This is a genomic window from Adhaeribacter arboris (assembly GCF_003023845.1).
GTDB lineage: Bacteria > Bacteroidota > Bacteroidia > Cytophagales > Hymenobacteraceae > Adhaeribacter > Adhaeribacter arboris.
Genome location: NZ_PYFT01000001.1, coordinates 4,436,517 through 4,454,575 on the forward strand (window position 1 = coordinate 4,436,517; position 18,059 = coordinate 4,454,575).

Here is an 18,059-nt window from a genome sequence, read left to right on the forward strand (position 1 = left end):
TTGGCTTAATCTTAACCAGTATAGGCCACTTATTTTCTAAAGGTAATTCGCACACCGCTCCTTTAAGTTTCCCTATTATCGTTTTATTTATTATACCGGGTACAATATGGTTAATAGCCGATTACTTACATTATAAACCCCAAAATCTAATTTCTATTCATGTAATTGGCCTGCTGACTAACTTCTTGATAATTATTTTAATTACTTGAAAACTACTCTAACTAAATGCAAACCGCTATAAGTTAGAGATTTTGAATTTATAAGTTTACTTAATATTTACATCTAACAACTAACAAATAGACCAAGTACTAAACACCTTATTATGCGAAAACTTACTACTCCTTTTAAAAGATTAAACGGCACTTATTTCTTCCTTTGTTTTTCGTTAATTTTTTCTGCTACCCTGTCCTTGCTGGCCCAAACTGTACCGGTAACCAACAAGCCGGTTATAATCGGGTACGTAGGTGGTTTCCGGGGACTGATTAATACCGAAACTATCAGCGCGAATAAGTTAACGCACATTAATTATGCCTTCGTAGATGTAAAAGGAAACCGGGCTTTTCTCACGAACCTGGCGACCGATTCTACCAACTTCCGGAAACTCAACCTGCTAAAAAAGCAAAATCCCGAGCTTAAAATATTAATTTCTCTGGGCGGCTGGTCCTGGAGCGAAAATTTCTCGGATGCGGTACTTTCCGATACGTCGCGGCAAGCATTTGCCGCCAGTGCGGCTCAAATAGTCCAGCAATACCAGTTAGATGGCGTCGACATAGATTGGGAATATCCAGCGATAAAAGGCGAAGAAGGCAATATTTTCCGGCCCGAAGACACGCAAAACTTCACGCTCATGTTTGCCGCACTTCGGCAGGAACTGGATAAACTACAAGCCCAAACCGGCAAAAAATATTTACTTACAACGGCCATTCCCACGTTCACGGATTTTATCAACCACACCGAAATGGGCAAGGCGCAGCAATACTTGGACTACGTAAACCTGATGACCTACGATTATTCCGGCGGACCGGTAGCCGGGCACCATAGTAATTTATACGCTTCTAAAAAATACGATACCAAAGACTACGCCGCCAAAGCTGTAAAAGACTATGCTGCTTTGGGAGTACCCACTTCTAAAATGATAATTGGGCTGGCTTTTTACGGCAAAGGTTTTAACCTGGCCGAAGCCAAGGGGAAAGGCATCGGTCAGAAAACGACGGGCACCACCCGGGGCGGAGGTTACTCTGACCTAAAAGACAATCAAATAAATAAAAACGGCAATAAAGCTTTCCGCGACCGAAAAGCAAAAGCGCCTTATTTATATAATGCCGCCGAAAAGAAGTTTATCACCTACGAAGACGAATGGTCCGTCCGGCATAAATGTAAATTCGTGCTCGCCAATAAGCTCGCCGGGGTAATGTTCTGGGAATACAACTCCGACCCAAAGGAATACTTACTCGATGAAGTTAACCGTCAACTGAAATAATTATTTCTTTAGGGTAAAATCCTTTATTTTAATTACTTATTTCTATTCCTTCTTTTTTATAACGGCTTTTTTAATATATTGTCCTATTAAATAGTAAACGCTTCAAATTTCTAACTGCTAAACGAAAAGAGACACTTATGAGCCACGTAAAAAATATTTTACTAAAGAAGGGGTATGCTACTATTACCATAGAATCTTACTCTACGGTTTACAATGCCTTAGAAATGATGATGAAGAAAAACGTAGGGGCTCTGCTGGTAATGGACGGAGAAAAATTTATCGGCATTTTCACCGAAAGGGATTACGCGCGCAAAGTTATTTTGGAAGGAAAAGCCTCGAAAAAAACGCTCATCAAAGAAATCATGAACGACCATCCGGTTACGGTAACTCCCACCACCACCATAAAAGAATGCATGAACCTGATGACCGATAAAGTAATCCGGTATTTACCCGTGTTGGAAGAAGATAAAGTAGTAGGAATTATTTCGATGAGCGATATTGTAAAACACCTGATGGAAGAGCAGAAATTTATTATTGATAGTCTCCAGAATTACATTTCTAATCAATAAAAATGACGCTTTTCACTCCCGAGCCGAATCAAACAGCGCGAGAAAGAGAATAAGTTTTTCTAAAATTTACTTTATTCTTTCATCCTGCGCCTAAAAGTAAATAGAAGGTTATGTTAACTGGATTCGTTAACAGCCTATATTTTACAAATGGTACAACTTGCTTATTCCCTTATCATTTTACCAGTAACTGTTTGCGTTCCGGCATTTAATCGGTACAGGTATACGCCTTTAGGTAAATTGGTCGCGTTAAGTGCAACCGTATACGTACCGGCTGCTTCAATTTTATTGACTATTGTTTTTACTTTTTGTCCTTGCAGGTTGTATACTACTAAGGTAACGGCCGCTTTTTCGGGTAAAGAGTAAACAATAGTAGTATTTTTTTCAAAAGGGTTAGGATATACCGTTGCGGATAATTTATTGCGGGCCGAAGCACTTTCAAGAGTAACCGGGGCATTTCTGGAATACCGGCCGGGAACAACTTCTGCGCGGGAGTGGGAGTCATAGCCTAAGCTGATATGATCTAAATTAGGTCCGCTCGTGCCTATAGCGGTTGCCCTAATTTTATGCGTACCTCTCGTTAAGTATACCTTTGTTCCGGAATACTGCGCCCAAGTACCCCAACTGCCTAGCGGGCTAAAAGAAACGGTATCCGCGCTCGTTCCATCCGCGGTAATAGCGAGCGAACGCTCCGTGGGGCCGCCGTTAGCAAATGTATAACTTACTAAATACGTGCCGGGCACCTGGGTTTGTATTGTCCATTCCACGTAATCATTTTTTTTATGAATAAAATCAACAAACCCGGTACCGCTGTAACCCGGGTGGTTGTGATCAATAGTGGCGTCTGCTACCTTTGCTTCCTCGGCTTCTAAAATTTGACCATTAGGCTTTTCTACGGCCATTACTAGATATTGGGCGCGCGCATTCGCCGCCGGGCTCGCTAGGTTTCCGCCTAATTGAAAAGGCCCGAAAAATCCTTGGTAAGGATTCGGTAATATACTGTAAACTTCCAGGTAATTTGTTCCGGGGTCGGTCGTACGAATAACCTCATTGGTTTTTTGCCAATCTTGCAGCCAGACCGGACGCTTGGAGGCCCGCGGATCGTAAGCTACGTAAATAATGGCGTATTTATTAAAAAACAAGTTCAGGTAAGATTCTCCTACATTGTACTTGTCCGCCATATTTGTGCGGACAAAAGAGGCATCCTGCAAATAGGTAGGAACAGTTGTAATGGTATAATCCCGATCGGTGTAGGCTCGAACCCCTTTCTTTAGCTTGGTAATTTCGTAAGATTTTCCGCTATTATTCACCGCCAGAGCAATCAGATTATCGTTGGCGGGTTTTTCCCGGATGGCTGGTTTCTCCGTGAGAGGCGTCCGGACCTCTATCCAATCCAAAGAAAATCCTTCGGGAGCAGTTTCCGTGGTTATTGTCCAACCTAAATGTCCTAATGGGGGATAAGTCGTATCAATAGTTTCCAGGATGGGTACGGAGCCGTAGCCGGGTCCTTTATCCAGAAATACCTGAATCAGCCCACTTTTATATTTGGCAATTTTAAATTTGTACCATCTGGAAGTAGCTAAGGGCGGGTAGAGGATAGCGCCATCCAGTAAAGTATCCGGGTAATAAATATTATCCGTCGCGCGCGATAACGACAGATAATCTCCGCCAAAAGGAGAGTACTTTAAAACATACGTTGGGCTTTCCGGGCCGGCGGCACCTGCTTGCCCAAAAGTAAATAAAAACTGACGGTAATACGCATTAGAAAATCCTTGCACCGTAGTTTCAATAACGTACGACTCCGCGGAGAAACTTTGCGAGGTAAGCAGCGAGCCGTAATCTTCCCTATTGTAGGCTACGCCCCCGGCAATAGACCAGAACGGCGTGAATTGCCACTTACTTTTTATGGTATTCTTACTAAAATCATCTTTAAAAATAAGCTTATCCGGTTGAGCCAGCAAATAGAGGGAGCTTTGCCACAAGAATAAAGTAAAAAAAAGATTTCTTAGATGCTGCCCGCATAAAACCTTCTGTGACCGTAAATTAGTTTTCATAAATAGTAGCATTTAGAATTTAGAAACAAGGTTATTTCTCTCTGAATGTACTATTTAACAACGGTATAAACTATATCCGCCGGGAAGAATAATAGCCGGTAATTCACTAATTAACACAATATTAATATGGATAAGCCGGTGTAGGGGTTAGGCGAGAAAACGGATGTACATTTAATTTGCCTTTATAGTAAAGACTAAACCGCTACCGACCCGAATAATAAAATGCTGGAAACGGCATTTGTAAAAGAATTAGACTATTTTGGCGCCGTTTAAACGGCCTTACGTTAAAAGCCCCCGAGATGGAAGAACAAAAGAATAATCCTTTGCACGGCAAAACCCTAGAGATGATCCTGACGCACTTAGTAGAGTATTACGGTTGGGACGAATTGGGCGCCAGAATTAACATCAACAGCTTTACCAGTAATCCAAGTATTAAATCGAGTTTAACTTTTCTCCGGAAAACGCCTTGGGCTCGCAAAAAAGTAGAAGATCTTTATCTGAAAACCCTGAGTTAAGGCTATTTACTTGTATTTTACAATCTGAATTGCTAGTAACTTTTGCTTTCCCGCCTAAAAAAGTAGTTCGTAAATTTTTGGGAGTGAACTTATAAAGCAGAATAGCAACTAAAAGTATAAACTACTTTTAGTTGCTATTCTGCTTTATATAATAGATTTAAACTCTTAAAACTACTTTTTATTAATATCCGATTCAATAAAAAATAGTAGCGAGGAGTATATCGTAAAATTTCTAAATACGTTCAGTAAAACAATTGCTTAAAAGCATTCAGGGTTTCCTGGCTGTTTCTAATGTGGCGGTATACTTGCAGGCAAAACCGCTTGGCGTGACTATCCGTCATATCGCGATTGTACGTTATACCTTCTTGATTTTTTGATTTAGTGATTAACAGAAATTCATCTGATTCCATGAGCCGAAGCATTGCCTGAAGCTTTTCCATAACGGTAATTTTAATTGGTTGATTAATTGGTTCATTTTCGGTCGGTTGTGCTTTAACCTGCATGGTCACTTGCCCCTACAGCATTGTGTATTGTTTAGATAAAAAGCACCTTATATAAACCAATTATAATAAATAATTATAAATAATAAAAATTTAACAACATTTATTTCTATATAGTATAACTAAATTATATTTTAATCTTCGTTTCCTTCCGCTAAATTTCTCCCGATAAGATTCGAAATACTTTCCGGATATTACCCGTGCAACCGCTTATTGAGCTGTTGTATGAATGGCTTCGGCAACATTATGCTATTCTATTTGTTTGCATCCAAGCAGAATCCCGCGTAAATTCGGAGTTCTCTTATTTCAATTATTTACATATTGCACCTACCTTCTACTGCGTTGATACAGAAGACTGCCGAAGCCATAAGCATGAATCACGAAACCCGATACCAAGCTGCCCAGTTAGTAGCTGCCTCCGTAGAACAACACTTTGCGGAGCATTTGGCGAATGCGCACCAGCACGACGAGCACAAACTGGCTACTGCCCCAAAGGCATTAACCATTGAAACTATTGTTGATGTGGCCTTTTGGGCCAGCCTTCGGCGCGAAGAAGGTCATTCTACCAAAATCTCCCTTGCTTTTCTTTCTCCGGAACAGGCCGGGCAGCCGCTTATCTTTGAACAACGCCTGGCACTTAGCCCCAGCAGTCTTACCAAACTGGGGCCAGCAGTAGAGCGGCCCGGTATTCATTTGGGGGTATGGGGCAACGGGGAAGATTTGTACGTTTGGGGAACTACCCGTATTATTCCTAGTATCTGTTTTGTGCTGGAAGTAATTGAGCCCGGCTTGCTGGTAATAAAACACCGGGGCCTGGATGGTTTTGGCAAATTCGTGAACGTAGCGGTACTTAAAGGAGACAAGATTAAAATTATTGATGAACAAAGCGCCAGTTTACCCGATTGTCCGGTCCTATTAACTTCTTTGCTGGGTTTTACCACGCCTTCTTCCTGGAACGGCTCCGTAGATGTGCTGGTACAATTAGCGGCTTCTATGCGGGCGCATGGCCGCGGGGGCATTTTGCTGGTAGTTCCGGCTGGTACGCAGGCGTGGCGCGAATCCATCATTCACCCTATTTCTTACGCGGTTCAACCGGCCTTTACGGGTTTAGCTACGGTATTACAGCAGGAAGCAGAAGAGAAAAGTTCCCGTAACTGGCTGGCTAACTTGCGGCTGGCCGTAGAAGGAGTTGCCGGTCTTACCGCCGTAGATGGCGCCACCATTATTAGCGACAAGTACGAATTATTAGCCTTTGGGGCAAAAATCCGGCGGCCACCCGGTAAAAGTTCGGTAGACCAAATTGTTGTAACGGAACCTATTATCGACCAGGAACCTCTGATTATTCATCCGGCCCAAAATGGGGGTACCCGGCACTTATCGGCGGCGCAATTCGTCTTCGACCAGCGCGATGCTTATGCTTTGGTAGCCTCGCAGGATGGCCGTTTTACTATTTTCTCCTGGTCGCCTTGCGAAGGAATGGTGCACGCGCACCGGGTAGATAGCTTGCTGCTGTAAGTTGTACGCTAGTTTATATAGAAATTTCATTATCACATGAAGCTCCTTTACACACTTCTATTCTTATTTATTGTAAGCTGCAGCAGCGGCAATCAAACATCTAAAAACGATAAATTAGTACAAGCGCTAAATAACCCCGACTTAACAATCAGAGGGAATCTGGTTGAAATAGGCCCAAATGAATACCGAGTTGACTATTATGATATCCACGAGAAAGATAGCCACTTTGCGTTTCTAAATAAAAAAGGTTATCAAGGAGGCGGACCAAGTTGGCTCGGAATTATATATGGTGCTATCCAAATGTCGGACCCAACTATTGCCGCTAAAATCCGATTCGACGATGAAGCGGAAGGTCTGGCTATTTGGAGTTCTGATAGAGAAAGCCTAAATAAAGTAGGTAGACTGATTTCCATGGTCAAATCAGATGAGAGTATAATTTTAAAAGCCATTCAGGTAGCTGAGCAAGCTGGGGAAATGGAGTAAGAAAAACCAGCTTACAGCCTTATGTAAACTTTAACCTCGACCGAGAGCCGCTGTTGCCGCTTACATGAGATTGTAGTAATTAATAGAGTAACAACTAAGAATTAAGATTAAATTATGGGTCGGTAATTTTAAAATTAGATAAAACCGCTTAAACTACCACGTAAAACTATTTTATCTGCTTTACTATCATGCTTCTCTCTCGCCGCAATTTTATTAAATCATCAGGTTTGGTTAGCTTGGGCTTTGTGGGCTTAAATAACCTGGCCGCCCGCATGGCAATGGCCGCCTTTCAGCCGGAACAAACTCTCTCCGTGGGTTATGGGCCTTTAGTAACAAATGCTGGTAGTCCGCTTAGTTTGCCTAAAGGATTCTCCTGCAAAATTATTTCCCAAAAAGGTAATTCTATGGCCGATGGGCTATTATCGCCGGGGGCCCACGATGGCATGGGAGCCTTTACTTGGAAAAATAACCGGGTACTCCTTATCCGGAACCACGAGCTATCGCCGGGTACCTTCGGCGATGGACCGTACGGTGTGAATAAAGCGCTGCTAAGTAAGGTTGATAAAAGTAAAATTTACGACTTCGGGAAAGGGGAACAAATCTGTTTGGGTGGTACTACCACCATGCGGTTTAATGAGGAAAAGCAACAAGTAGAACTGGAATACCTAAGCTTAACCGGAACCATTCGGAATTGCGCCGGCGGCATTACCCCTTGGCAATCCTGGCTCACCTGCGAAGAAACCCCGCTCCGGAAAAATGAATTAGACGGCTCCCTGGAAAAGAACCACGGCTACAACTTCGAAGTAAAGGCAACGGATAAAATTAAATTAAACGACCCAATACCGCTCAAAGCCATGGGCCGGTTTGTGCACGAGGCAGTAGCCGTTCAACCCGGTACGGGTATTGTTTACCAAACCGAAGACAGCCCCGATAGTATCTTTTACCGCTTTTTGCCTAATGTTTACGGCGAGCTGCAAAAAGGAGGTAAACTGCAATGCCTGTCCTTAAAAGAGTGGAAAAGCGCAGATACCCGCAACTGGCCCGATCTTACCACGGATAAATTTCCGGCAAAAAAACAATATACCGTAGAATGGCTGGATCTGAGCGATGTAGAAGCAAAGGAAAGTCCGCTTCGGATTCGTGGTTTTGAACAAGGAGCGGCCCGTTTTGCCAACACCGAAGGTATTTGGTACGGTAAAAACGAACTCTTTTTTGCTTGTACGTCTGGCGGAGCTATTACCAAAGGCCAAATTTTCCGGTATGTTACCAGTCCTTACGAAGGAACGGCCCGCGAAAAAGAAATTCCGGGCAAACTGGAATTATTTCTGGAACCCAACAATACGGAGATTTTTCAAAAATGCGATAACCTGACTATTTCGCCCTGGGGCGACGTCGTTATTTGCGAAGACACTTCTAACCCCCGGATTATTGGCATAACCCCCAAAGGCGAAACCTATGTTTTAGCCAAAAATGTAGGTTTCCCGAAGTCTGAATTTGCCGGTCCGGTTTTCTCGCCCTCTGGTCGTACCATGTTCATCAATATTCAATCGCCGGGCGTAACCATAGCCATTACCGGTCCCTGGAAAGAACGGGTTTAACCTATTCATGTGCCCGTAGTAGCTGTTAGAGGTACGTTTATAAACTGGAGATGAAAAAAATATTGATTGGGCACCGTTAAAAAATGAAGATCGTTCAGCTGAAAACCAATAATTTTTTAGTAGTTACATTTTTTACCTCTATTGGCGTAAGCTTAACGTTGGTTAGTCCGACGCAAATCTTTCAGAAAGAATTCCGACCTTTGCCACTAGATGTTATTCGCTGATTTACTTCCCAACTTACCTGATTTACCCGTTAAAGAAGCGCTTCCCCGTCTATTAACGGCTTTAGACGAAAACACTCGTACCGTACTGGAAGCGCCACCCGGAGCGGGTAAAACCACGTTGGTGCCTTTGGCTTTATTAAAGGCAGACTGGCGCAACAACGGTAAAATTATCCTGCTGGAACCACGCCGGTTAGCGGCGAAAGCGGCGGCTCAGCGCATGGCCGATCTACTTGGCGAAGCAGTAGGCCAAACCGTAGGTTACCGGGTCCGAATGGAAAGGGCTACCTCTGATAAAACTCAAATAGAAGTAGTAACCGAAGGTATTTTAACCCGGTTGCTCCAGGACGACCCAGCCTTGGAAGGAATATCCGTTATTATTTTTGACGAATTTCACGAACGCAGTCTGCAAGCTGATTTAGGATTAGCCCTGGCATTGGATGCGCAAGCCGTATTACGTCCCGATTTGCGCTTGTTAGTAATGAGTGCTACTCTTGATGCAACTGCTATTGGCAATTGGTTGGCTGCTCCCGTTATAAGGAGCGAGGGCCGCATGTATCCGGTGGCTACGCATTATTTGCCACCCGCCGAAGTAGCCGCAGCCGGAAACCGCCTATCGGAACGGCTGTCGAATTTAGTGCCTAAAGCTATTCGCCAAGCTCTGACACAGTTTACGGAGGGAGATATTTTAGTTTTTTTACCCGGGTTAGGCGAAATGCGGCAAGTTGCCCAGCACCTGGAAAACAAGTTACCTCCTGGCACGCAGTTGCATGTTTTACACGGGGAATTGAGTCTAAGTCAACAACAGGCGGCTATTCAGCCGGTAGCTAAAGGTTACCGGAAAGTAGTGCTTGCCACCAGTATTGCCGAAACCAGCTTAACCATAGAAGGTGTAACAATAGTAGTAGACGGGGGATTTGCAAGAGTACCTAAATTTGTAGCCCGTACCGGCTTAACTACTTTAGCTACTATTCCGGTTTCGCGGGCCGCCGCGGATCAGCGTCGGGGTAGGGCAGGCCGTTTAGGACCGGGCACCTGTTACCGTTTATGGTCGCAGGCCGATCAGTTACAATTACCCGAACGGCAAACGCCGGAAATATGCGAAGCCGATTTAAGTAGCTTAGCTTTGGAATTAGCTATTTGGGGCGTAAAGGATATTACCTCGTTAAAATGGCTGGATACTCCCCCAACGGCGGCCTTAGCTTTGGCCCGCGATTTATTACGGCGCCTCGAAGCCATTGATGCTAACGGAAACGCTACGCGCCACGGGAAAGCTTTGGCGGCATTAGGCTTAACGCCCCGCCTAGGTCATTTGGTAAGGCAAGGGCACGAACTGGGTTTTGGCGCTACGGCTTGCGCTTTAGCGGCCCTACTCGCCGAACGCGATATCCTGAAACCAGTGGAAACTACCCGGATAAATTTGTTACCTGATTTGCACCTGCGCCTGGAGTTGCTGGCCGGCCAGCGACCGCCTACTCCCGGTTTTGTAGCCGACGAAAATAATTTACGCCGGGTACGCGAACAAGCCCGCCATTTACGCCAACGTCTGCACGAACCAGATAGTCAGCTCCAGTCCGATGCGGTGGGTTTACTTACTGCCCTGGCTTACCCCGACCGGCTGGCCCAACGGGAAACTTCCGGGCGGGTACGGCTGGTTACCGGGCAACGTGCGGCTTTGGCTACCGAGTTATTTTCCGAAGCCGAATTTTACGGCGTGGCGCATCTGGAAACAACTAACCAAACCCGCGTATTGTTGGCAGCCCCCATTTCTAAAACGGAAATATTGCAGCATTTTAGCCATCAATTAGAACAAAACCAGGAAGTGCGTTGGGATGATTCTACTAACCGCGTTATCGCCCGGCAAATTACCCGCTTGGGAGCCCTTATCCTGGAAGAATCTAATCAAACAAAACCAGACCCGGAACTCGTCGCAAATGTACTGCTCCAAGCCTTACTGGAAAAAGGAGTGGACCGGCTCCCCTGGTCTGATGAGGCGCAACGTACCCGGCAACGATTGGCTTTCCTGCACCAACTAGAGCCCGAAAGCTGGCCTGATGTTTCAAACGAAACGTTAACTGCTACTGCCAACGAATGGCTGCGCCCGCATTTGTCAGGTTTGCGTTCCCTGGACCAGGTTGCCCGCTTAGATTTTAACGAACTATTACTTAGTAATCTTTCCTGGGCAAAACGTCAGGAAATGGACCGTTTGGCACCTACCCATTTAACTGTACCCAGTGGTTCGTGCGTTGCCCTGGATTATTCAGATATATCGGCACCGGTGTTAGCGGTGCGTTTGCAGGAAGTTTTCGGCCTAATGGATACCCCAAAGATTGGCGGCGGAAAAGTGCCCTTACTCATTCACTTGCTTTCGCCGGCCTCCCGGCCCGTGCAGGTAACCCGCGACTTACGTAGTTTCTGGAACACCGGTTATTTTGAAGTTCGGAAAGATTTACGCGGGCGTTATCCCAAACACCATTGGCCCGAAGACCCGTTATCCGCGCTACCAACTCGCGGCACTAAGAAAAGGCCAGGGTAAATTTCGGAAGCGCAGATTTTAGCGGATTACTCAGATTCCGCCAATTTTAAGTATTCGGTGAGTTCTATCTGAATTGAATACTTTTATTTAACAACAGACAGAATTATGCGGCTTGCACTACTTGCCTATAAATTCGCCGTTCCATTTAAATATTTTCGTCTAGAATTTAGTTTTAGACTTTCGGGAATTCTGAAAATGGCAGGGTCGATTTACTTTAAATTTAAATTAATGCTTAAGTAAATAGCAAAATTTATTTTAAGGTGACAAAACACTTCTATTTTTGTCCTTCGATAAGGAGTTTATTTAACCAGATTATCAAATGGATTTATTCGGGAGGACAATTACCTTTAGTTGCTTCCGACCATTTACTTTTTATTTTTAAATTTAATCAACTGTTACTGACTTAATATTTACCTTACCAAGAAGTGAAAACACCGTTTAAAGTTCATTCCCTTTTAATAACCATATAACTACTTCAGAAAGTAAAACGACTAACTAATGCAGAAAATTTATTTAAGCGACGCCGGACCCAAAGTATCGCCCGCTGTGTACAGCTTTCACCGCTGGCAAGAAGAAGCCACTACTACTTCTGCCTCCATGGAAAGAATGGTAAATTTGTGCCTCGAACTGGGTATTAATACTTTCGACCATGCCGATATTTACGGCTCGTATCACGCCGAAGAATTATTTGGTCAGTTAATCAGTCAGAAATCGTTTAAAAGGGAAGACATTGTTTTATTTACCAAATGCGGCCTGCGCTTGCCGCATCCTAGTCAGCCAGAAGTGCGGGTAAAGCATTACGATACTTCCCGCCAGCATATTCTGCGCAACGTAGAAGAATCGCTTCGCAAATTAAAAACGGATTACCTGGATATTTTTCTGCTTTACCACCTCGATCCAATCTCCAACCTCGAAGAAACAGCCATTACTTTGCGGCAACTTAAAGAATCGGGTAAGGTAAAAAATATTGGGGTAGCTAATTTTTCGGTTTTTCAGCACCAGTTACTGGCCGCTTACCTGAATATACCTATTGTAACCAACCACATCGAGTTAAATATATTAAATACGCAGGCCCTGGACAACGGCCAAATAGATTACATTAAACAGCGCTACATGCGGCCATTGGCGTCTGGTCCTTTAGCCGATGGAAGAATTGCCAATGGCACGGATGAAATAGCAGTACGTGTACGCCAGAAATTACAGGAAATTGGCCAGAAATATAACGTAGACTTAGAATCTATTGCCGTAGCCTGGGTAATTAAATTAGGGGCTTTACCGCTGTTAGGCACCCGTGATGAACAACGACTCCGCAATGCAGTTAATGCGTTTGATATTGACTTGGAGCATCAGGATTGGTACGAGTTGTACGCTATCTCTCGTGGGGAAATCTAAATTTTATCAAAACATTTAGATATAGCATGGCGCGAGCGTCCACGCTCGTGTCTTACTATCGTCTGGCCTCTGGCCAATGTAAAACAAACAGATTCGTTCTATTTAGAATTTATCTGTTTACCCGGCCAGAGGCCTACCAAATTATAGACACGAGCGTGGACGCTCGCGCCATTGTTTTTGTTTAATAAATTTATTATCGAATTAAGTAATACAAAGTATTTAAACTTGAAGCTATCGTTTGGATGTTCCGCCTCTTCTGCCAGTACTTTTTGGGGCTGCATTCCGGCTGGTAGTAGGTTTGCTTTTTCCAATGCGGGGACCTGAACCTGGTTTGGCTGCGCTTTTGGGGCGACTTCTGCTCTTTTCATTATTAACCGGAGTTGCTGTACCTGGCCGCTTGCTTCTGCTTTGGGGTTTAGCCGGGGATTTAGTAGCAAGAAAATCTTCTACGTAAAAATTATCTTCTTTGCCGGTTCCAAAGCTCTTGGTTTTGCCTTTACCAGCTACCACGCTTTTAACTTCATTCATTTCAGTTTCCGTTAAGGTGCGCCACATGCCTACTTGTAGTTTACCGGCCGTAAAATTATTAATGCGTACTCTTTGCAAATGCACGATTTTATAGCCCAAAGCTTCCACTATTCTTTTTACATGGTGGTTGGTATTTGGCTCCAGTACAATCCGGAACCGGTTGGTGCCTAATTTCGTCACAAAGTTCTTCTTGCGAATGGCCCCAGGTTCGGGTATTCCGCCTTCACTTACTTTAGTTAAGAAATCACCGCTAATTAATCTGTCAACGGTTACTATGTATTCTTTCTCGTATTTGGCATCGTTCTTCGTCATTTTACGAACCGCTTCGGTTTCGTTACTCAAGAATAATAATCCCTCGGCTTCGCGGTCCAGGAAACCAATGGGCTGGAGGGCAGCCGGATAATTTAAGGCCTGGATAATATTATTTTTTACCGAAAGGTCAGTAGTAGTAGCAATACCGGCGGGTTTATTAAATAAAAGAAAAACCGTTTCTTCTTCGCGCACGTGCAAAATCTCATCATCAATCCGGACTTTATCTTTGGCGGTTACTTTGGTGCCTGGTTCCGGAACTTTACCGTTTACCGTTACCCGGCCTTGTTCCAATAATTTATCGGCTTCGCGCCGGGAACAAAAACCGGTATCGCTGATAAATTTATTTAATCGTTTCGCTTCCATATATTCAGTGTAATTAGCCCAAATTCTACGTTCAAATAGCTGCTTTTATAAATACCGTGGACCAAATACTGTATACCAAAATAATTAGTAAGCAGTATTATTTTAAGTAATAAGAATTGCTTAAACCCCAGTAAAGGCAAGTATAACTCAACGAATGCATTTCTACAATTGAATAACTTTATAAAGGTTTACCACTAATTTACTTTTTACCCCCTTTCCGTAGTACAGAGTTATTTTAATCTATATTTTAGTTTAAAAGTAGAAGATAATTTATCTAAAAGTAAAAATAAGTTTACCCGCCATGAACTTGCAGCCACTTCTTGCTTATATCAAACAGTATATTTTGCTTACCCCGGAAGAAGAATCTGTTTTGCTGGCAAAAATTAAATCCCGCAAATACCTGAAAGGGCAGTTTGTGGTGCAGAGCGGCGATGTGTGCAAGTTCGAAAACTTTGTGTTAGCAGGCTGCTTGAAAACTTTTTACATCGATCCGGAAGGACAGGAGCACATTGTAATGTTTGCCGTGGAAAACTGGTGGACCGCCGACCTGGGCAGTTTTATCACGCAAACCCCAGCTGATTTTAATGTGCAATGCCTGGAAAACACGGAACTGGCCCAATTTGCCTACGAAGACCTGGAACAGCTTTACCGGGAAATTCCTAAGTTTGAACGCTTCTTCCGGATTATTATTCAGAAAGCATTTGTGGCTTCGCAAAAAAGGGTGGTAAATAGTTTTAGTTTGCCGGCCAAAGAGCGTTATCTGGCTTTCCGAAAGCAATATCCGCAAATCGACCAGCGCGTACCGCAGTACATGATTGCTTCTTACCTGGGTATTACCAAAGAGTTTTTGAGTAAAATCCGGAATCAGTTAATTCTGGAGCAATAATTTTATTAAACTAGTTTAACCTTCTTTTTTAATCTACTTCATCTTTATTCGCGGGGTTTCTGCGGAGCTTTGCTTAAACTTTAACACCAAAGCTCATGCTAACATTACTAGAAAAAATCAGCGATTTAAACGATTTGGTTTTACAGGGAAAAGCCCTGGAAGCCTTCGAGAAGTATTACCACGACGAGGTAGTAATGCAGGAAAACGAAAACGTACCCACCCAAGGCAAGGCGGCTAATCGCCAGCGCGAACAAGAATTCTTCTCGGCCATTACGGAGTTCAGAGGAGCACATCCCTTAAAAGTTACCGTGGGCGAAGGCATTACCATGGTACAATGGCACTACGATTATACCCATAAAAATTGGGGCGTGCGCAACTACACCCAAGTATCGGTACAGGAATGGCAGGACGGCAAAATAATAAAAGAGCAATTCTTTTATGGCAATTAATTGTAATCAAGCGCATTATTCAAACCCATTAGTCGAAATAAGATTATGAAAAAGATTTTTGCTGCGGATGATTCTTTGGCACCACTATTTTTAAGAATTGGCTTAGGACTGGTTGTATTTGCCCACGGCGCGCAAAAACTGTTCGGCTGGTTTAATGGCTATGGCTTTACCGGCACCATGAAATTCTTTACCGAAACCGAAGGGCTTCCCTGGATACTTGGCTTTCTGGTTATAATCCTGGAATCAATCGGGGCGCTGGCGCTGGTGGCCGGGTTTGCTACCCGGTTTTTGGCGGCTTCGCTGGGCTTTTTAGCGCTTGGTATTGTGTTAACTACCCGTATTGAATTTGGCTTTTTCATGAACTGGTTCAACAACCAGGCCGGAGAAGGATACGAATTTTTTATTTTCTGGATAGCCATGGCCCTCTCGCTTTTCATTACCGGCGGCGGAAAATATGCTGCTGATAATTTGCTACAAAAAAGTTAAGAAAACTATTAATTGATCAATCCAAAAATCAACTAAAAAGCCCGGCATTGTATTTTTGTTACAATGCCGGGCTTTTAATTCTTAAGCCTGAAATAAGTTTTTGCCAGGGAATTAAGTATTTCCCGTTTATTATGTAAATCTATTAATGGAACTATTGCTTCCTTATTTGCCAGAATACCTTAACTTACCATTAAAAAATAATGGTAACCAATAGCTTGTAAATTGGTTATTTAAGATTAAGAATTCGAGTACTACTTTACCTGTAATTCTTTTACTATGGCTACCTTAAATTTTGATATGTTAAGCCTTTACCGGCAAAGCCTGGAAAACTTTGTTTCTTTCACCGATGAAGAATGGGCAATTTTTACCGAACATCTTTACCTCCGAAATATTAAAAAGCGCGAGGCTTTTGTTTTAGGTGGCAAAGTTTGCCAGGAAGTTGGATTTATAGTTTCCGGGTCTTTCCGGTTTTTCTTTGTGAAAGAAGGAGGCGGGGAGATTAGTAATTACTTTTGCTTCGAAAATGAATTGGTTAGCTCTTACAAAAGCTTCTTGAAAAACGAACCTAGTTTAACGAATATTGAAGCTTTGGAAGATTCGGAGGTAATCTGCTTTTCCAAGCAAGCTTTGTTGCAATTGAGCGTTAATCCTAAAATTGCTTTTAAACTGGAGCATTTTGGTCGGATGGTAGCCGAATATTTGATTTGCTGTTACGAAGAACGCGTTGTTTCTTTTGTAACCCAAACTCCCGAAGAACGTTACCGCCAGTTACTCCACCAGCAACCCGATCTGCTGCAACGCATTCCGCAGCATTATGTCGCCAATTTTTTGGGAATAACGCCGGTATCCCTTTCCCGCATTCGGAAAAGAATTTCCCGGGCTACTACCAGAAGTAAGCAAAACCTTGCTTTAGCCCAAATAAGCTAGCAGATAGCTTTTAACACCTAAATAAGTTATTACAGTTGTTTTTATACTTGGTAATACCGTTCTTCCGGGCTGTCGAGGAAACTATTTGCCCCCTGGTAAAACCCTTATTTTATAATTCGTGGCTACCTTCTTTTATATAGCTTGTATTTAGCCGGAATTTAAAGCTACGTTCTCATTTTTCCCAGGAACTGCTTTATTATCTTTTGTTAACGACTTAAGTGTTTAGCCGCTTCTACCTTGCGGGAGTAAAAACAACATATACTAATGCATACAATACTAGGCGCTGGCGGACCCGTCAGCAATGCGCTCGCGCAGGAACTCTTAAAACAAAACCAAGCGGTACGCTTAGTGAGCCGCCGCGAAATAAAAACCTCCGGTAATGCCACTTGGGTAGCCGCCGATTTAAAAAACTATCAGCAGGTATTACAAGCCGTACAAGGTTCCTCCATAATATACATGTGCGCCGGGCTTCGCTACGATAAAAAAGTTTGGGCGGCGGAGTGGCCGGTAATCATGCAAAACCTGATAGAGACGACCAAAGCTACCAATGCCCGCCTTATTTTCTTCGATAACGTGTACATGTACGGCCACGTACGGGGTGCCATGACTGAAGAAACTCCTTATAACCCCACTAGCGTAAAAGGAGAAATACGGGCCCGGATAGCCGAAAAATTAATGGCAGAAGCAAAGTCGGGTAATATACGAGCCTCTATCGCCCGGGCTCCCGATTTTTACGCTGCTGAAAGCCTCAATAGTTTTTACGACTCCATGGTATTAGCCAAATATGCCCAAAAAGCCAAAGCCCTGTGGCTGGGCGACCCAGCCACCAAACATTCTTTTATCTATATTCCGGATGCCGGTAAAGCGGTTTGTTTATTGGGTCAGCATCCGGAATCGGATAACCAGATCTGGCATTTACCCACCGCGCCGGAACTAACGGGTAAGGAATTTATTCAACTGGCGGCCAATACTTTTCATACCCAACCAAACTACACGAAGGTAAACAAGCTGATGTTACAGACGATAGGTTTATTTAATAAGCTGATTGGCGAAACCGCAGAAATGTATTACCAATACGAATACGACTATGTATTTAACTCCGCTAAATTCCAAAAAACATTCCAGGTGCAGCCTACTTCGTATGTTACGGGAATAAAGCAATTTTCGTCTTTTCTTCTAAAACAAGTTAAATAAGGCAAGTTCCTTGGACAACCGCCAGCATCTTACTATAATTAAGGCGGTTATCTA

Annotated in this window: 17 protein-coding genes; 14 read left to right on the forward strand and 3 right to left on the reverse strand. The window is 43.5% G+C overall.

Annotated features, from left to right (window positions below; translation table 11 throughout):
• Positions 1–322: 322 nt before the first annotated feature.
• Both AHMF7605_RS18080 and AHMF7605_RS18085 read left to right on the forward strand, forming a co-directional pair.
• On the forward strand, positions 323–1,480 hold the full coding sequence (locus AHMF7605_RS18080) for a glycoside hydrolase family 18 protein (RefSeq protein ID WP_106931451.1): 1,158 nt from the start codon (positions 323–325) through the stop codon (positions 1,478–1,480).
• A gap of 137 nt (positions 1,481–1,617) precedes the next feature.
• Positions 1,618–2,049: a CBS domain-containing protein gene (locus AHMF7605_RS18085; protein ID WP_106931452.1), complete on the forward strand. Its 432-nt coding sequence runs from the start codon at positions 1,618–1,620 to the stop codon at positions 2,047–2,049.
• Between the two features lie 161 nt (positions 2,050–2,210).
• On the opposite strand, the gene AHMF7605_RS18090 is transcribed toward AHMF7605_RS18085, so the two are convergent.
• On the reverse strand, positions 2,211–4,100 hold the full coding sequence (locus AHMF7605_RS18090) for a T9SS type A sorting domain-containing protein (RefSeq protein ID WP_158267555.1): 1,890 nt from the start codon (positions 4,098–4,100) through the stop codon (positions 2,211–2,213).
• A gap of 299 nt (positions 4,101–4,399) precedes the next feature.
• Here AHMF7605_RS18090 and AHMF7605_RS18095 point away from each other — a divergent pair, with 299 nt between their 5' ends.
• The gene (locus AHMF7605_RS18095) at positions 4,400–4,615 is read left to right on the forward strand and encodes a VF530 family protein (protein WP_106931454.1); all 216 of its coding nucleotides are present in this window, start codon (positions 4,400–4,402) and stop codon (positions 4,613–4,615) included.
• A gap of 242 nt (positions 4,616–4,857) precedes the next feature.
• Here AHMF7605_RS18095 and AHMF7605_RS18100 read toward each other — a convergent pair whose 3' ends face one another.
• Positions 4,858–5,055, reverse strand: coding sequence for a hypothetical protein (locus AHMF7605_RS18100; RefSeq protein ID WP_146153617.1), 198 nt, complete (start codon positions 5,053–5,055; stop codon positions 4,858–4,860).
• A gap of 402 nt (positions 5,056–5,457) precedes the next feature.
• On the opposite strand from AHMF7605_RS18100, the gene AHMF7605_RS18105 reads away from it, so the two are divergent.
• The 6 genes from AHMF7605_RS18105 to AHMF7605_RS18125 all read left to right on the forward strand — a co-directional run bounded on the left by AHMF7605_RS18105 (position 5,458) and on the right by AHMF7605_RS18125 (position 12,860).
• Positions 5,458–6,630: a putative sensor domain DACNV-containing protein gene (locus AHMF7605_RS18105; protein WP_233219179.1), complete on the forward strand. Its 1,173-nt coding sequence runs from the start codon at positions 5,458–5,460 to the stop codon at positions 6,628–6,630.
• 36 nt (positions 6,631–6,666) lie between these two features.
• Complete coding sequence (locus AHMF7605_RS18110; RefSeq protein WP_106931456.1) at positions 6,667–7,113, forward strand: Imm51 family immunity protein; 447 nt, start codon at positions 6,667–6,669, stop codon at positions 7,111–7,113.
• Between the two features lie 188 nt (positions 7,114–7,301).
• Positions 7,302–8,711 (forward strand): alkaline phosphatase PhoX, encoded by a 1,410-nt coding sequence (locus AHMF7605_RS18115; RefSeq protein ID WP_106931457.1) that lies wholly within the window; start codon positions 7,302–7,304, stop codon positions 8,709–8,711.
• 83 nt (positions 8,712–8,794) lie between these two features.
• On the forward strand, positions 8,795–8,935 hold the full coding sequence (locus AHMF7605_RS29840; RefSeq protein WP_158267556.1) for a hypothetical protein: 141 nt from the start codon (positions 8,795–8,797) through the stop codon (positions 8,933–8,935).
• Entirely contained in the window at positions 8,922–11,468 is a 2,547-nt protein-coding gene (gene hrpB, locus AHMF7605_RS18120; RefSeq protein WP_106931458.1) for an ATP-dependent helicase HrpB, read from the forward strand. The genes AHMF7605_RS29840 and hrpB overlap by 14 nt, the downstream gene beginning before the upstream one ends.
• A gap of 498 nt (positions 11,469–11,966) precedes the next feature.
• Positions 11,967–12,860 carry an aldo/keto reductase gene (locus tag AHMF7605_RS18125; protein WP_106931459.1) on the forward strand — a complete coding sequence of 298 codons (894 nt, stop codon included), beginning with the start codon at positions 11,967–11,969 and terminating at the stop codon, positions 12,858–12,860.
• A 231-nt stretch (positions 12,861–13,091) separates the two neighbouring features.
• On the opposite strand, the gene AHMF7605_RS18130 is transcribed toward AHMF7605_RS18125, so the two are convergent.
• The gene (locus AHMF7605_RS18130; RefSeq protein WP_106931460.1) at positions 13,092–14,063 is read right to left on the reverse strand and encodes a pseudouridine synthase; all 972 of its coding nucleotides are present in this window, start codon (positions 14,061–14,063) and stop codon (positions 13,092–13,094) included.
• A gap of 301 nt (positions 14,064–14,364) precedes the next feature.
• On the opposite strand from AHMF7605_RS18130, the gene AHMF7605_RS18135 reads away from it, so the two are divergent.
• From AHMF7605_RS18135 to AHMF7605_RS18155, 5 genes are all read left to right on the forward strand, one after another.
• Positions 14,365–14,949, forward strand: a complete 585-nt coding sequence (locus tag AHMF7605_RS18135) for a Crp/Fnr family transcriptional regulator (RefSeq protein ID WP_106931461.1) — start codon at positions 14,365–14,367, stop codon at positions 14,947–14,949.
• Between the two features lie 95 nt (positions 14,950–15,044).
• Positions 15,045–15,398, forward strand: coding sequence for a SnoaL-like domain-containing protein (locus AHMF7605_RS18140; RefSeq protein ID WP_106931462.1), 354 nt, complete (start codon positions 15,045–15,047; stop codon positions 15,396–15,398).
• 45 nt (positions 15,399–15,443) lie between these two features.
• Positions 15,444–15,884 carry a DoxX family protein gene (locus AHMF7605_RS18145; protein ID WP_199200262.1) on the forward strand — a complete coding sequence of 147 codons (441 nt, stop codon included), beginning with the start codon at positions 15,444–15,446 and terminating at the stop codon, positions 15,882–15,884.
• 276 nt (positions 15,885–16,160) lie between these two features.
• Positions 16,161–16,811: a Crp/Fnr family transcriptional regulator gene (locus AHMF7605_RS18150; protein WP_106931464.1), complete on the forward strand. Its 651-nt coding sequence runs from the start codon at positions 16,161–16,163 to the stop codon at positions 16,809–16,811.
• A gap of 264 nt (positions 16,812–17,075) precedes the next feature.
• Complete coding sequence (locus tag AHMF7605_RS18155) at positions 17,076–18,005, forward strand: NAD-dependent epimerase/dehydratase family protein (protein ID WP_106931465.1); 930 nt, start codon at positions 17,076–17,078, stop codon at positions 18,003–18,005.
• Positions 18,006–18,059: the final 54 nt, after the last annotated feature.